This window comes from Candidatus Omnitrophota bacterium (genome assembly GCA_040755155.1).
GTDB lineage: Bacteria > Hinthialibacterota > Hinthialibacteria > Hinthialibacterales > Hinthialibacteraceae > JBFMBP01.
Genome location: JBFMBP010000148.1, coordinates 15680 through 32303, shown reverse-complemented (window position 1 = coordinate 32303; position 16624 = coordinate 15680). Strand labels below are relative to the sequence as shown.

11 protein-coding genes are annotated in these 16624 nt (G+C 51.4%); 5 read left to right on the top strand and 6 right to left on the bottom strand.

From position 1 onward, the window contains the following. Window positions 1–131 precede the first annotated feature (131 nt). Window positions 132–1667 carry a methionine--tRNA ligase gene (metG, locus tag AB1656_22625; protein ID MEW6238194.1) on the bottom strand — a complete coding sequence of 512 codons (1536 nt, stop codon included), beginning with the start codon at window positions 1665–1667 and terminating at the stop codon, window positions 132–134. 545 nt (window positions 1668–2212) lie between these two features. Between metG and AB1656_22620 the strand changes: the two genes are divergently transcribed. The 4 genes from AB1656_22620 to AB1656_22605 all read left to right on the top strand — a co-directional run bounded on the left by AB1656_22620 (window position 2213) and on the right by AB1656_22605 (window position 8706). Further along, a complete protein-coding gene (locus AB1656_22620; protein ID MEW6238193.1) occupies window positions 2213–3508 on the top strand; it encodes a Gfo/Idh/MocA family oxidoreductase in 1296 nt (431 codons plus the stop codon). 249 nt (window positions 3509–3757) lie between these two features. Then, window positions 3758–4324 (top strand): sigma-70 family RNA polymerase sigma factor, encoded by a 567-nt coding sequence (locus tag AB1656_22615; GenBank protein ID MEW6238192.1) that lies wholly within the window; start codon window positions 3758–3760, stop codon window positions 4322–4324. Beyond that, window positions 4321–4977, top strand: coding sequence for a FecR family protein (locus AB1656_22610; GenBank protein ID MEW6238191.1), 657 nt, complete (start codon window positions 4321–4323; stop codon window positions 4975–4977). The genes AB1656_22615 and AB1656_22610 overlap by 4 nt, the downstream gene beginning before the upstream one ends. A gap of 57 nt (window positions 4978–5034) precedes the next feature. Continuing rightward, on the top strand, window positions 5035–8706 hold the full coding sequence (locus AB1656_22605; GenBank protein MEW6238190.1) for a carboxypeptidase regulatory-like domain-containing protein: 3672 nt from the start codon (window positions 5035–5037) through the stop codon (window positions 8704–8706). A 2-nt stretch (window positions 8707–8708) separates the two neighbouring features. Here the strand turns inward: AB1656_22605 and AB1656_22600 are convergent, their stop codons facing one another. From AB1656_22600 to AB1656_22580, 5 genes are all read right to left on the bottom strand, one after another. After that, window positions 8709–8918 (bottom strand): HepT-like ribonuclease domain-containing protein, encoded by a 210-nt coding sequence (locus AB1656_22600; GenBank protein MEW6238189.1) that lies wholly within the window; start codon window positions 8916–8918, stop codon window positions 8709–8711. Between the two features lie 133 nt (window positions 8919–9051). Next, on the bottom strand, window positions 9052–9357 hold the full coding sequence (locus tag AB1656_22595; protein MEW6238188.1) for a nucleotidyltransferase domain-containing protein: 306 nt from the start codon (window positions 9355–9357) through the stop codon (window positions 9052–9054). Window positions 9358–9456: 99 nt separating this feature from the next. Then, entirely contained in the window at window positions 9457–12717 is a 3261-nt protein-coding gene (locus AB1656_22590; protein ID MEW6238187.1) for an FG-GAP-like repeat-containing protein, read from the bottom strand. Between the two features lie 125 nt (window positions 12718–12842). Then, window positions 12843–15017 (bottom strand): hypothetical protein, encoded by a 2175-nt coding sequence (locus AB1656_22585; protein ID MEW6238186.1) that lies wholly within the window; start codon window positions 15015–15017, stop codon window positions 12843–12845. Continuing rightward, window positions 15014–16288 carry a DUF3142 domain-containing protein gene (locus AB1656_22580; GenBank protein MEW6238185.1) on the bottom strand — a complete coding sequence of 425 codons (1275 nt, stop codon included), beginning with the start codon at window positions 16286–16288 and terminating at the stop codon, window positions 15014–15016. Before AB1656_22580 ends, AB1656_22585 begins: the two co-directional genes overlap by 4 nt. 88 nt (window positions 16289–16376) lie before the next feature. Between AB1656_22580 and AB1656_22575 the strand changes: the two genes are divergently transcribed. Further along, window positions 16377–16624: DNA polymerase III subunit beta (locus AB1656_22575; GenBank protein ID MEW6238184.1), on the top strand; the 248-nt coding region annotated here is incomplete at its 3' end.

The window sequence follows — 16624 nt, the reverse complement described above, 5'->3', positions numbered from 1 at the left end:
GGTCGATACCCATGTATTTCATGGCGGTGTCCTTTCTTTTTTGGGGCAGCTCGCTGACCCCGCGTTTAAAAGATACGTCTACCACCAAGTATCGGCCTCCCTCTTCGCTTACATGATTTCATCCTACTTTTTTAAGCCTTCCCGCCATTCGCCTGTAAACGCGGGAAGAGCGCTGGCCCTGCTTCTACGTTCTTTCCAGCGCAGGGATTCGCAACATCCAGATCCGTTAATAAAGGATGATCGCTTTCCACGGGGCAGGCCAAACGCTTAAGCATCTCCATCGAAGTTTCCGGCATAATGGGATGAATCAACACGGCGCAGACGCGCAGGGTTTCCGCCAGGTTGAGCAGCACGCAATCGAGCTCGCCCCGCTTCGCTTCGTCCTTGGCCAACGCCCACGGGGCTTTCTCGTCTATGTAGCGATTGGCGTAAGAGATCAAATCCCAAACCGCGCCCAAAGCTTGATGGATGGAGCAACATTCCATTTGCTCTTTGTATTTCGCAATGGCGGCCTGCATCTTGTCCCGAATGGGATCGTCCAAACTCGCTGGATGCGGAACAACGCCAGCGCAGTATTTCTTTATCATGGACAATGAACGGGAAAAGAGATTGCCCAGATCGTTGGCGAGATCGGCGTTGTAGCGGTTGATGAGCGAATCTTCGGAATAGTTGCCGTCCTGGCCGTAAGCGATTTCGCGCAGCAGGAAATAACGCAGGGAGTCGCGTCCGTAAACGTCCAGCAAGGAGAAGGGATCGACGACGTTGCCGATGGTCTTGGACATTTTTTCGCCGCGATGATAGATGAAGCCGTGCACAAGCACCTGCTTGGGCAAAGGCAGCCCCGCCGACATAAGCATGGCGGGCCAAAAGACGCTGTGGAAGCGGTTGATGTCCTTGCCGATGACATGCATATCCGCCGGCCAGAACTTGGCGAATAGCGCTTCGTCCTTAAGGAAGCCGACGCCGGTCAAATAATTGGAGAGGGCGTCGAACCAGACGTAAGAGACGTGGCTGGGATCCCAAGGCAGCGGAATACCCCATTGAGTGGTGGAGCGGGAGATGCTGATATCCTGAAGGCCGCGATCCATGAGAGCGAGCATCTCGTTTTTATAGCCTTCCGGCCAAACGAATTGGGGATTTTCCCGGTAATATTGTTGCAGGCGTTCGGTGAAAGCGCTGAGGCGGAAGAAATAATTTTCCTGTTCCATCCATTCGGCGGGACGATGATGTACAGGACATTTCCCTTCCTGCAGATCGCCTTCCTGGTAAAAAGCTTCACAGGCGTAGCAGTAATATCCGGCGTATTTATCTTTATAGATATCGCCATTTTCGTTGGAGCGGCGCAGCATTTCCTTGGTCGTATCGTGATGGCGCGGTTCGCTGGTGCGAATGAAGTCGTTCAGTTTCGTTCCCAACTTGTTGTGCAAATCTTTAAAAACGACGGCCATGCGGTCGCAGTATTCCTGCGTCGGCAGCCCTTCGTCCTTAGCGGCTTTTTCCACTTGGGCGCTGTGTTCGTCCACGCCGGAGAGATAAAAAACATCCTCGCCCTTTAGCCGATGATAACGGGCGATGGCGTCCGTAGCGACGAATTCGTAGGCATGGCCGATATGAGGCCGCCCGTTAACGTAAGATATGGCGGTAGTGATGTAAAAGGAATCGTTCATAAAACTCTCCAATATCTTGATTCGCTGCGAACGTTGGGAAATAGAATCGGAAACCGCTTAAAAAAAGAAATGATAACCGCCGAAAAGAAAATTGGCAACGAACGCGCTTCTTTTCTCGCCGCCCGATTTTATACGTACTCATGTTCCGCAATCAGTATTTTCGCGCCATCGAAAAAAATTTGGTTTTAAGGATATTTGCTCTTTTGAATCGCCAAAGGTTTTTATTCCGCTAAATTTCTTATCCCAGCCTTTAAAGGCTGGGCTATTTCCAAATGCCCCTTTAAAGGGGCAAACGACAATAGCCCGCCGTTTTAACGGCGGGTGAACGAATGGATTCTTTTTTCGTGTTTTTCTTTTTCATTTCGTTTTTTCGTGATTCAATACGATACAAAAAAACTCCATCTTTTTTTTCATCGTGCGTAGTATAAGTTACGAACTATCTTGTACGGAAAAATTCCCTATGATAATTTGAGAATTCGATAGAAAGCGAATGGAATTATTTTTTTCAATATCAACATACTATCCATGAAATGGAGAGCACGAGCATGAGTAAGAAACTCGATAATCAAACCAAACCATCGCGCCGTAATTTTCTAAAAACGTCGATAGCGGCTCTCTCTACGGCCGCTATTGCCCGGCCCGTTTATGCGGGAGAGAGCGGCGCCATTAAAATCGGACTCGTAGGCTGCGGCGGACGCGGCAGCGGCGCAGCGCTGGACGCCATGCGCGCTGACGATAGCGTGAGGCTGATCGCCATGGCCGATGTTTTCGAAGACAAAGTCCAAGGGAAGCGGAAGGAATTGAAGGAAGCCATGCCCGATCAAATGCTGGTCGATGACGATCACTGCTTCGCAGGATTCGACGGGTATAAGAAAGTCATCGAAAGCGGCGTCGACGCCGTTTTGATCGCCTGCGCTTCCAAGTTCCATCCCAAGTACGCGAAAGCGGCTCTCGACGCGGGCAAGCACGTCTTTGTGGAAAAGCCCCACGGCATCGATCCGCCGGGCGTACGGCTGATTCGGGAAGCGATCGAACTGGCCAAAAAGAAAAAATTATGCCTCTTATCCGGCTTGATGAACCGGTATATTCCCGGCGTGCAAGAAACGATGAAGCGCGTTCTCGACGGCGCCATCGGCGAGATCGTCGCCATCGAGGAAAATTTCCTGCGCGCTCCCTACGTTTTGGTCGCCCGGCAGCCCAGCGATAAGGAAATGGAATATCAGTTCCGCAATTGGTATCATTTTTCCTGGCTTTCGGGCGACGACGTAACGCAGTCGCTGGTGCATAACCTGGATAAGGCGCTTTGGGCGCTGCGGGAAAAGCCCCCTGTAAAAGCCCACGGCCTCGCGGGGCGATCCGCTTCTTTCGGCGACATCTACGGCGACGTCTTCGATCATCACTCCGTCGTTTACGAATACGAAAACGGCGCCCGCATTTATGCTCTTTGCCGCACGCAAGAAAATTGTCACGGCGGAGTATCCGATATCATCATGGGAACCAAGGGCCGTTGCGATCTCCTGCAAAACCGCATAACGGGTGAAACCAACTGGCAATACGAAGGTCCTTACGAAAGCGGATTCATCGAAGAACATAAGGCGCTGTATAAGGCTATCCGGTCCGGCGAATCATTAGTAAGCGAATATATGGCCAATAGCACGATGATCGCCGTTTTGGGTCAAATGGCCTGTTATTCCGGCCAGCAGATTTCATGGGAAGACGCCTGCAAGTCGAATTTCACATTCGGACCGCCGGACGGCGATTTCGCGATGAAACCGCCCAAGACGCCCGGCCCGGACGGCAACTATCCCATCGCCGTTCCCGGAAAAACGAGAGTTTTGTAACCACTACGCCAGGCGCGCGTCTTGCGCCGCTATAACAATTCGCAGATTCTCAAGGGAGCGATGAAGATAATATTTTCGCTCCCTTTTTATTGTCGATTATTCATAAATGGATATTCAGTGTTATAGAGGCATTATCAAAGGCAGGCTTCGCCTTGCCTTTGATAACCGGCTTTTTCATCATTCATCATTCCAGATTAAATTTTTGTCCCTTTTTTTGAGTTGGATTGTATTTATAGATGGGGAAAACGAATGACATCGCTTCGCGCTGACCTTATAGAAAGAATGCGGCAAGCGGACCGAACGGCGTTCGATGACGTAATCGCATGGTACGCCGGCGATGTCATTCGTCTGGCGGCGATTCTTTTGAACGACGACGACGAAGCCCGCGATGTTTTGCAGGAATCGATGCTGCGCCTGGTTCAGATGGCTAAGGAGAACAAAATCCGCCATGAAAACGGTTCCATTAAAGGTTTATTGATGACGACGGCCCGCAACCTTTGCCTCAACCGGCTGAAACAAAAAAAACGCTTTATAGAATCGGCGGATGAAGAATGGGAAGATTGGGCGCAATTTCAAGACCATCACACTCCGGATCGAGTCGTCCATGAATCCGACTTTATGACGGCTTTTCAAAAAGCGCTGAATCGTCTTACGCCTTTGCAGCGCGTTGCGCTAACCTTGCGTGAACTTCAAGGGGAATCGTATCGCGATATCGCCCAATCGTTGGAACTTTCGGAAGACGGCGTCAAGAAACAGGTCTATCGCGCCTTGCAAAAACTGCGGACGCTGCTGGAACCATACTCGGGATCAATATGATGAAACAGCCGCTTCATAATCAGGAAGCCGAATCGTACGAACGCTACCGCCAGAGCGCCGCGCCGCGCACGGAAGACGAAGCCCAAGCGTTCGGCGCTTATGCGGCGATCCACGCCGGTTTGCGCAATCGTCCCCTTCCCGATTTCGACGCGAATGAGTTGGCGAAGCGCATGACTGACGCGGCGACACTGAAAAGCCGCACGGACGATTCATTCTCACCATTCCGCGCTGCATGGCATCGCATCCTCCCTTATGCCAGCGCCGCATCCATCGCCGTCTGCTTATTCGTCTTGGCCATGCAATTTTTATCGATGCGCCAGAATGGAATCGCGTCGGCAAGTTATCAGTTTCATAACAGCGCTGCAGAAATCGATCCCTCCTTTTTTTGGAAGATGCGGCTGCAATCGGGAAGCCAAGTAACGGTTCCCCCGCAAGCCGATGCGCAAATCGCAATGACGGATGGTTCCACCCTGCGCGCCGCGGCGGGCGCGCAGTTTTCGATTCGATTCGGCGGCGAACGGCGCATTCGCTTCGATCGTGGCTCGTTGTGGGTGCAGGCGGCGAAAGACCGCAAACATCCCCTGATCGTCTCTACGCCATTAGCCGACGTGATCGTAACCGGAACGTCGTTTCGAATCGAAGTAATTCCTTGATTGTTTATAAGTGAATAATAATCATACGAACCACTACGCAGTGGAAGGAGCGTCCTCATGCGCCAGCGGCTTCCCCTATTCGCATTGGCTCTCGTCGTCATCACCATTGTTACAACAATCATGCTCGGCGGTCATTCGCAGAAAACCAAAGCCAGCAAATTAAACGTATCCGTCGATACAGGCTCCGTTGAAGTTAAAAATGAACAGGACGAAACAAGTCTGAGCGCCGGAGAACGCGCCAGCGTTACGCAAGACGGCATAATCGAAAAAAAAGCGCCCGCTTCCAGCCAGCCGGACAATGCCGCGATGGTTTTCGCGACGTCCGCCGTTTCGAGCGCAGCGGCCGTCGCTTCCGCCACTCTCACGCCATTGTGGATTACCGGCTATTCCCTCACCGACAAGAAAGAACCGCTGGCGCAAACGGAAATCAGCCTGTACAGCCATATCGATCCGCAGTCGCCGAAACATTTTATCGTCTCGGCGCACAGCGACGAGAGAGGATATTATACGATCCAGGTTCCCCAGGCAGGCCGGTACATTCTTTTCGCCTCGCCTAAAGATAACTATTCCGACGCGGAAGGCCGCGTGCGGATATCGGATCAACAACCTACGGCGGAGATTACATTCACTCATTATCCAGCGCCGCTGTCCATTCGCGGCAAAGTCGTGGACGTTGAAACCAAGAAGCCCATCGCGGGCGCGCGCCTTAGTCTCGAAGCCTATCCTATTGATATAAAAAACATGAAACCTTATTCCTCTGACTCGCTTTCCGCCGTTTCGGGAGAGGATGGCCGCTTCACGATTTCCAAAGTTCCTATAGGAACATTCAATCTATGCGCCTTGGCCAAAGGTTACGCCGCCCGAACGCCCCGTCCTTGGCGCGATCCGCAAGACGCTTTAGGAAATCTAACATTCAACGAGCAGACGCAAAATAAGGAATACCTCGTCGAATTGACGCCGGGCGGCAGCGTTTTAGTGAGAGTCAAAGATTCCAAAAAATCCGCTTTGCCGAATATCAACGTCGCCATCGCTATGCAGGGAACCAACCTTTTGCCCAACTCGAACGGAATTACCAACGAACGCGGCGAGTACCGCAACGATACGCTGCCTAAAGGCAAAGGCGCTGCTATAGCCAGCGAAAGACGTCTCGACGACCAACCAGCCTCCTACGGCATGACGATGAGCGACTTCTTCGAAACCAGAACGGTGGACAATCCCGCCGTCGTCGATATCCTCATGTCGCCGCCAGGCACGGTTTCCGGACGGGTTTCCGATGGGGAAGGCAAACCTGTCTCCGCGATCCTATTTTCCATGATGCCGAAAGTTATGAGCATCGCTCTGAACGTGCCTATCACCAATCAAAATGCGGAAACTAACGAAAGCGGCGATTATATTCTCTATGGTTTGGGAGAGGGAGAGTATGATATCCAGGCGCAGAAAAAAAATGAAAGAGGCATGTACTCGACCAATGATGCTCCGGCGAAGAAGACGGTTTCCCTCAAAGCGGGAGAAAACAAAACCGGCGTCGATTTCGTCATCGACGATAAAAAAGAAGGCGAAACCATCCGCGGAATCGTTAAAGATCAATTCGGCGAGCCGGTCGTCCAAGCCAAAATCTACGCCAATTCGCGAAATGAAAAGAACGAATTGATCTCTGGCAGCGGCGAAGCGAACGAGCAGGGCGAATTTACGGTCAGCGGCCTGCCCAAAGCGGATCAAGTCCATGTCGGAGTATTCGCCGAAGGGTATAAAAGCCATAACGAACCGCACAAAATGGACGGCTCGCTTATCGAAATCACAATGATGAAATGCGGCTCTTTAGGCGGCGTCGTTGTTAATAAAGACGACAAAACGCCTCTGGCTGGAGTTCAAATCGCTGTCGATTTTCAGTCTGATCCCAATGTGGACGAACAAAAAGCCGTTTCGGATAACGATGGACGCTTCCAATTCGTTAACTTGCAGCCGGGATTTTATAAAATCATAGCGAAATTGGAAAATTACTCCCGCTTCGAACGCTCCAAGGTCGAACTCCAGCCGGGAGAAGCCAAACAAGACGTTCTCGTCGAAATGGAAAAAGGGTTGACGTTTATCGGGCGCCTCATCGATCCTCAAGGCCGTCCGGTTGCCGGCGCGGTCATCGGTTTGTTGTCGAACCGATCCTCCGATTTGAACGTAGTCCACGATCCGGGAAATATGACGATTCCCGACAGCGTCAACTCCAACGAAGAGGGAATTTTCCAACTACAAATCCCCTCGCAAGGCGGCGACAAACTTATCATAATCCCCAAAGAACTGGCGCCGAGGACGTTCGTCGTATCGCCGGAGGTAGTCCGTCCCGAACCAGTTCCCATCCCATTGGGAAGCGGCGGAACCATCGAAGGAATCGTCAAAGATTCAAGAGGCCGTCCAGCTAATTCCTTTCAAATAATCATTTCCAATAAAGACGAAAAAATCTTTCAGAAGAGAGTCTTTCCTGATGAGGATGGAAACTACCGCGCCGAACACGCCGCCGTCGGCATTACTCGAGTCATGAAGTTAGGAACGCAAGAACAGTTCTATTCCGAGCAGAAAAATATTACCATCGAGGAAGGAAAAACCGTCCGCGTAGATTTCGATGCGGGAGAGGGCGCAACCGTTCAAGGTCTTGTCCATAAAGGGGGAGCGCCCGCGGCGGAAGCTTCCCTGATTCTTAATAGTCAAGACGTTCACCTATTCGCTATATCCGACGAAAGCGGACATTATGAGTTCAAAGGCGTGCCAGAAGGCGAATATCAAATTTTCTGCACTACCAGCAAGAATCAGTATTCCCTGGAAATGTACAACTCTGAAGGATTCGCGAAAGTAAATATTACTGGCGAGCAAAAAGAATACAACGTCAATTTCGATTTAATTCAAAGCGAACTGAACGGCATTGTCCTGAACGCCGAAACCGGCGAACCATTGCCGGGAGCGGAAGTCAACGCCGCCATGAAAGACCAATCCAATATTTATGTTCCTTCAACAATGTCTGATGAGACGGGTCAGTTCAAAATGATCCTGCGTTATCCGGGAATCTATACAATCTTCGTCGCTAAAATCGGCTATAAAAACAAGGAAAAGGATTATACTTTTTCTTTAAGCCAAGAATCCGCGACCAACGAACCGACGGCAGTCGAATTCCAAATGGAACGCGCCGAATGCGAAGTGGAAGCGCATCTGATTTATCCGGAGAAGAATATCACCGCTTTTCAAACTACTTTTGAAGCGATAGGAGAAAACGCCCCCCATTTATCTATCGAGCGTGTACCAGACAAACCCAACGCCTACCGGATCACCGGAATGTCGGAAGGGCTATGCGATATTCGCGCTTGGGTTCATACCCGAGACCGGTTTTTTCTCGCTTTCTCCGATTCTTTTCCCATCAGAAAAGGGGAGAAGCCGGTCATATTGATGAATCTTCTCGAAATCGCCAATATCAATATCGCTATTAAAACCAGCGACGGCTCGACTATACCCAAAACGAAAGAAGCCTATCGCCTCGAATTTCAAAATTTCCCTCAATCCTCCAAACTATCGGTTGATCCTTCTACGGAAGGAAATCAGATTCAAATCGAAGCGCCGCTGGGAGGATATTCCGCCCGGCTGACAGTCGCGGGATACAAGCCCGTCGACTTCAATCCCGAAGCGCAAGCCGAACCCGAATGGGGACGCTCGCTTATGAAAATGAATTTAACGCTGGAAAAACAATAATCCTAGATATCTTCCGGCAGACGGGATAATAACAGTTCCAATTGTTCGACTAATATTGGAAGATTTTTTTGGCATACATTCCATAATTGCTCGTACTTGATTTCATCGTAATCGTGCGCGAGAACATGCCGTTGAGCGATGATCACTTTCCATGGAATCTCCGGACTCCTTTGCTTCAGATTCTCTAAAATATGTCTCGCCGCATCGCCTATGATCTACAATTTTCACTCTACGGCAAACCGAAGTATTTCAAACTGCAGGAATTCATGGAATGATTTCCCCACTACAAATTTACATGCAGAGCGAGACGCTTCCAACATATCCCACAAATAAGAGCGATCATCCTTAGGCTTCGGCATGGATCAGTTTCCTAGTGCTTTCGATTTCGCGTTTTCGGAATGGATTGCGGATCGCATCCGCTTCCAATACGTCTACCGGGCGGTTGAATAGTTCTTCCAGTTCGAACTTCATCTCGACGATTTCCCATAAACTCCAAGGCGCGTCTGGAGCGAATTGGACGCAAACATCCACATCGCTTTCGGGGCCGAAGTCGTCGCGCAGTACGGAACCGAATAAATAAAACTCTTTAATTCGCCATTTCTCGCAGATGGTTTTGATTTTCCCTTCGTCGATCGGAATTCGCGGTTCCACGGTTCGCCTCCTATGCCTGCTCGATTGTCGTCAATAGATATTGTATAGCCAGTTTCACCGCGCTAACGCCATATAATTTTTCAGGCATCTTCAATTTCATTATTTTTTATCCTTGCAGGCGCAGTCTGTTTTCTTTCTCAGTCCAATCTCTTCCATAGGAATCGTTTTGAATCCTAACTTATACGCTGGAGAATCGTATTGCAGGCGGAAATCCAGGTTTTCGGCGTTTACGAAATGCGGATCTTCGTTAATAAGATTGTCTTCGATGGTCAGAAATGGCAGGGCTTTCTTTTCGATATCGTCCCATTTTCCGCCCCAGCAGATATTGCGGGCGATGAGATTGCCTACGGGGGCTTTGGGATTGTCGTTAAGAATATTCGGCAGCCGCAGATAGCGCTCGCTATAGGGCGGCTTTGTATAAGCGATGCCTAGCAGGGTTCCTTTTTTCTGCGCTTCCTTGATCCAATCGTCGGCGTGATAGGCGGCCCATCCTAGCGCCCTCGCGTCGACGTGCAGCGCTGGATTGCAATCGGCGAAAATATTGTTTTCCACCGTGCAATCCCGTCCCCCGCCGAGGAAGGCCGCTCGCGTTACTTGATAAAATAGGTTGCCGTAAATGGCGGCGGAAGCGAACATGTCGTCAAGGTATACGCCCACGCAACCGCGATTTTCGAAACCCGTAATTTGATGAAGATAATTATGGCGAATAATATTTCCGCGCATGGTCCAATCCCGGCCTGCATAAATGGCTCCGGCGTCGTTCGACTCCATGCAGACATGATGAATTTCGTTGAATTCGAGCAGATGGCCGTTGCCGCCGAAGATGATGGCGATATGCGGCGCGGAGTAAATCAGATTGTGCGTTGCATGATTGCCCACTCCCGATAGGGATATCCCAGCGCTGTACATGCGCTTGATGCGGCCATAATCATGGATGCGGTTATTGTCGGCGTAGAGACGGCCTGGCTGGAGCGTAGCGCGGTCGCCCCCGCTTAAGGAAATCCCGCCGCTGCCGGTTTGGTAAATTTCGCAATCTTCCACGACTTGATCTCGCCCTGAGAGTTGTGCTCCGCTTCCTCCCGCGTTGCGGATAAAGCATTCGGCGAGCCGGTCGCCTTCGCCGCCCGTGATGGATATGGCCGTTCCTCGGCACGCTTCCAAAACGAAACCGCGAAATTCCACGTAAGAAGCGTTCTTCGCAACGATCAAATTGGGTAAAACCGAAATGGCGGTTTTAGCTTGGTCAATCGGTTCCGGCGGCCAGAAGTAGAGGACGCCCTTTTCGCGGTCTATATACCATTCTCCGGGCGCATCCAATTCCGATAGCATATTGAACGCATAATACCATTGTCCTTTGCGATAGCCGTAACCGTGATTTGGCTCCTTCAGCGCGATGATGGAGTTATCCGCATCGATGGACGCGATTCGCTGCCGCTGATCGGACCAATCCCAAAACCAATAGCCATGCAGCCAAGGGTCTTCTTCTTTGAGCCAACGCTTAGGCCGGTCGCCTTCATAAACGAACTTGCCGGTCTTGCTTCCGAGGTTGCCGTGAATCTGATGGCCGTCCTTTTCTACGATATCGACGATGCGCACGAAACCCTCGTTGGGCCAACGCGCCAGCGTCATGGGCAGATCGTGGAAGAACACTTCGGCGCCGCCCTCGTCCGCGGGGCCGAAATCCGCAATGCCGCACGCTTTCAAATCGGCTTGCCAGACGCTGCCCCGCGCTTTCTTGTCCAATAGCGCCAACGTCTCTTCATCCTCGACAAGCGTGAATCCGGAAACCGTCTTGCCGCCGGACAAGCAGACCGTTTCTCCCGCTTGCGATTCGTAGACGATGGGCGCGGCCTTCGTTCCCGAATCTTCCATTTCTAACGCGAAAGGTTTTCCCAAGTTGTAAGTTCCGCCCTGTACGATAACCTTCACGCCGCGATTTTGCTGCATGCCGGATTTTTTCCGCTTCCTGATTTCATCCCTCGCCCGTTCCAACGAGGCAAAAGGTCCGTCGGTTCTTGCGCCGTTCGGTTCGCTGCATAATCCAGTCCATTCGTCGTTGCCTTTCCAAGAAACATAAAGGCATAACGGATTGTCTAGCGGTCGAACGTTGTCGTTGCGCCAGAAATCGGCGTGATAGGGGCCGCCGTCCGAGTGCCATATTTTAGTAACGATATCGATATCGCCGTCGCCATCTACATCGCCCAGCTGCGCATCGTGCCAGCCGGGATTGTCGACATGAATCACGACCGGAACGAAAGCAGGCTGGGCGACGCTTCCCCGATTCTCCCAAATCACGCCCCGTTCCTTCAATCCTTTGGGTCGCATGGGCAGTTTGCCGCCGCTGGCCATGTAATCGTCAGGATCTTCCTGTTCTCCTGCGAAGATATCCAAATCTCCATCATGATCCACATCGGCGATGCCGAGAGAATGGAACGAACCGGTTCCTGCTACATCGCCGGGATTCGTAGGAGGATCAGGTAACGGATGCCGCTCCCATTTATCGCCCTTGCCCAAATTCTCCACCCAATAGACGTGGGATAATCCCGTATCGCAATCGCTGTAGACGATATCGTTGCGCCCATCGCCGTTGAGATCGGCGATCCAACTGCGGGCGCTGGTTCCATAAGAAGCGTTGGGAATCAATACGTGAGGCCATTCATGCCGCTTCCATTCTCCATAACCCTGGCCGGGATTTTCAAACCACAAGCCGGGCATGATGACGTCGTTGTCGCCGTCGCCGTCAATATCCCCCACGCCTCTCGGCGCCATGCCGCCGTGAAAATCCAAACCCTCGGTTATTGGAACCTTCTTCAAATTTTGCGAAACGTCGAACCAATCCATCCCCAAATTGGCGACGATATCGTTGACGCCGTCGCCGTTGATATCCGCCGCCGCGATGTCATGGCCGCCGCCCTCGTAGGCGTTCGCTTTCCAGGGCGCATCGGGGTTTTGCTTTAAAATGCCGGGATTTTTGAACCATACCCGGTTCAAAGCGACGTCCAGCCAGCCATCCCCATCGATATCGAGAACCGCCGATCCCAGACAATCGTTCAGCGTTTCCGATTTCCCCATCGTATGTTGCTTCCAATGGGAATCGTCCACCCGTTCGTACCAATAGGCCGCTTGCACGGAACGCCGCGAAAGCGCGATATCCAAATCTCCATCACCGTCGAAATCCACCAGCGCCGGACCGGCTGTTCCCCAACCTTCTCCCGGCAAAGGGCTGGCGATGGTGAAATGCGTCCACTGCGAAACATCGGCATATAGGCTTGGCGTGGAGAGAAGCGCGAATCCGAGAAAACAGAAAACTGAAATCCTGCCTAAAAAAACTAAAAAATGGCTAACCGAAGTTTTTATCATTTTTTTCGCTCCCAATGGAATTTGAGTCGATTCTACGGTATAGCCACCTCATCGCTCAAGGGCAAAAAAAACTTTGCCCTTGCCACCCCTCTGATGAAATGCAAATTTTGGAGTAATAGCAAGATTTAAGGCTTCTTCTCTTTGCCGTAATAATGCGGTGGAAACCAGCGCCTCTCGTCCGCTTCCTGGCCGATCGGCAGTTGGCGGCAGCGGCGGACCAGGTTTTTATAGAACCATTGGGCCATATCCAAATCGTCGTAGATAATAAAGTACGCGCCTTCATAAAGAGCGCGCGCGGTCAATTCGTCGTTATCGGGCAAGAGGAGTGAGCATTTCTTCATCAGATCGGCGGCGACCCAGCGGTAATGAAAGCGCTTGTCGGGATTGTTCGCAATCGTCTTAAGAACACTCTTCTTTTCTTCTTCCTTCGCCGCTAGCGCTTGCGCCAACGCGGGAGGCTGAATGACTGAATCCGATTCGTCCTTAATGCGGGGTTCAGGCGACGGCCAGCCATGAAAATGCCCCCGATAAACGGCGTAATCGGGCGCCAACTCCGTCCCCATCAACTCCATGCCGTATTTTTTCGCCAGCATTCCTGCGGCGTAGAAATGCTTGGCGCGCATGCGGTTGGAATTTCTCTTATCTTCGCCTGCTCGCCAATGAGCAACGAATTCATCGAATATCTTTTTCATTTTCTTCGGATAATAAGGCCGCGCTTTATCCCATTGCCGTTCGCGGGCATAACACCGCGCCAACAGCCATTTCAAATGATCCAAAATTATTTCCCCGCTATACCATGTGTTGATGGATCGTTTTTTCGTTAAAACCGGATCGTTTTGATTCCGTTTTACATAGGCTTCCAATTCCTGCACCGTCAACACCCGCTCGGCGACATAAGCGGCGTCCTCCCAATAGCCGCTGCGAGCGAAAGCGTCGAGCGCCTCCACGAATTCCTTACGTCCCAACCGCAGCAATCCTAATTCAGCATGGACTTTGTCGTCTCCAAACCTGGAAAATCCCCTATCTTCGGATAATATAGTTTTTCTCTCTCCCTTTTTTTTGTATTCAGTCTTTTCGTTGGGAAACACTTTTACAAGCGACTGTAAAATTTTCATCGCTTCATCGATTTTTCCATCCCGCAGCAACAATTTGGACAGCGCCCATTTGCCATACGAATTATGCTCCTCGTTCATCGATAACCATCGGCGGGCGATATCAAAATATCCAGCGTCATAAGCGATCCAAGCCAACTGATCCGCCTCGGAGGCGTCGGGTTTTACGTCGGATGAAACGATGGTCTCCAACCATTTTATATTGTCGGAATAATTATTTTTGCTAGAAATCACCCAAGCGCTTACGATCTTCCGGCATAAGGGATCTTTGGCGAGTTCTTCATCTATAATATTTTGTTGGAATATTGTACGGCAAAGGAAAAAGAACGAATTGAAACTGATCCAAGGGTCCTCACTCGAATCGAAAACTTCGTAATAATGCCGCAAGGATTGCGCATAACGCCCCAGGTTCTTCTCCGCCCGCGCCTGCCAGCCGACGCTGGCGCCGGACAGATTCAACGAATCGCGAAATCCCTCCGCCGCTAGCGCCCGCGCTAGCTGAAAGGACTCGACGGCCGCCTGGGAATCGTCTTGCGCCAGTTGCGCTTTCCCCATCATAAACGCAGCCCAGACGGAGCGATAAGCCCGTTGCTCTTTGGGCAATTCCAGCAACTCCCGCCAATGCGCCTGAGCGGCGGCGCCATCGTTGGCGCGGTATTCCGCCGCGCCTTTGACGTAGAGAACGAATTCCTTGGGAATTTTCTCGAATAACTCTTCATAAGGAGAGAAATCGAATTTCTCTTTTTTTTCTTGGAAATTGCAAGGAAAAATGGAGTCTTGATCTTCCGATCGATCGGCGAATATCTTCATATTCCGGCGTAATGCTTCGTATTCTTTGACAAACGCCTCTGCGGAAACGGGCGCAATTCCCGCCTTCGCCAATCCCGCTTTCAAATCGCCGAGATCGGCGTCCAACGTGTTTTGCCATTGGCTTACAGTTTGGCGCGAGTACGCTCCTTCGTAAAAATATAAGTTGAAACCCGATTTGTTATTATACGCGGGGAGATGAGATTGATTCTTCACTACTTGCAGAAACTCGTCATAGAAAGTGACGCTGGACAGGGAGAGAATAAGGGCTTCCTCTCCTTCGGGAATAAATGAATGAGGGAATTCGGGCATACACGCCCCTGCGCTTATAACTCCAAGAAAGAAGTAAACGCCTATCGCAATAATAATTCGAATTTTCATTTCATCGCCTCCACCGGCCCCAGTTGGATGGGAAGGCCGTCCCCTTCCGCGCCGGGCGCCGCGCGATACCAGGCGGCGAGCGCGGGGGCGCCTGCTCGAGGAGCAGGTCCCGTTAGGCTATTTACGGATTCGTCCTCGTGAAAGTTACCCAAAATATCGTACGCCAGAATGGAGCGTTTTTTGACGACGTTGAAGCGTATCTTTCCTTCGTAATTCCGCTCTCCGCTATTCGTCACCCAAATTTCATAAAGGCCGGGCTGAGGTTGGCGCAATTCCGCCTTAAACGACATCGCGGGCATCCGGCCTTCCATCACGGCCAAGAGCGTTGGCCAGGTCCAATTCATGCGGTCAGAATCCACCGGCAGCCGGAACCATACTGCGCCCACTAGCGAAGCGGGCGGATCGCGCTGCAACGATTCAAGAAGAGGAATGATCGCTTCCGGCTCGGCGAAGACGGCGCGCGTTCGATAATTCGCCGGAAGCGAATCGGGCGCGTCTTCAGAAGCGATGGCGGCGAATGCTCCATTTTCGTCGAAGATCAATTGATAGCCATACGTGGGAAGCGCGGCGTAGAACGGTTTGCCGAATGCAGCCGCCCGCCGGATGGCTTTTTCCGCTTGGCGGACATCGCAGAGGCGGTAATCTTTATCGATGGAGGAGGGTTTTTCCAGAGAATGAACCTGCAAGACGTAATAGGCGAGGCCATGAATCAAATCCGCAAACGCCGCGCTTTCCAGCCATGCCGGCAATGCGGTAATCGAGAGCGGCGTCTTCGGCGCTGCAAACCGCAAAGCGCGCAACAAAGCGGCGTAATCCTTCAGTTTCGACGTGGGGCAATCATAATCAAACTGCGTCCCGGCGACGGCGGCGCTTTGGGCGCGAGCTTCTTCCATTTGGCGTTGAATCGCGTCTTGGAGAAAGACGGCAGTTTGGGATGGAGTCCGTTCTAAGATGAGGGCGAACTGGACCGGCAGCCGGAAAACCAAAACCACCGGCTTGCCCGTCTGCGAAAGAAAGCGCCAATCCACTGTTTTCTTATCGAGAACAAGGCGATCCCCCATCACGCGAAACGAGGCGGCGAAGATCATGAATTCGTTCGCCCAAGGCGCAGCGCGGTTCAGCGCCGGTTCCATATCCTCCGTCCATTGCTCGCGCCAAACGTAGAAAGAAGTCTTCCACGCGCTGGGTGGAGGCGGTTTTCCGCAGGAAAGAAACGCGAGCAAACCACCCGCCGCCAGCCATGCCGAAAGAATCAACTTGGAGAGTTTCATGTTTTCTAATATTGAGCGGTAATTGATAAGAAGGTTTTTCTACTGCAATAATCCATGTAAAATGGAAGAATGCAAGAAGGGGAAAAACATGAAACTGGATCAAGTCTTGATCGACCGAATGATTGAACTGGCGAAATTTTATGGCGCCACCCGGCTGATTCTATTCGGCAGCGCGTTAAATAATCCCGAAAAGGCAAGAGATATCGATCTTGCTTGCGATATTCCCGGATGGGACTTTTTCGCTTATGGCGCTAAGTTGGAGGATGAATTTCTTATTCCTATCGATTTGGTTCCACTAACGCCTCCCAATCCTTTTACCGAACATATCGAATCGAT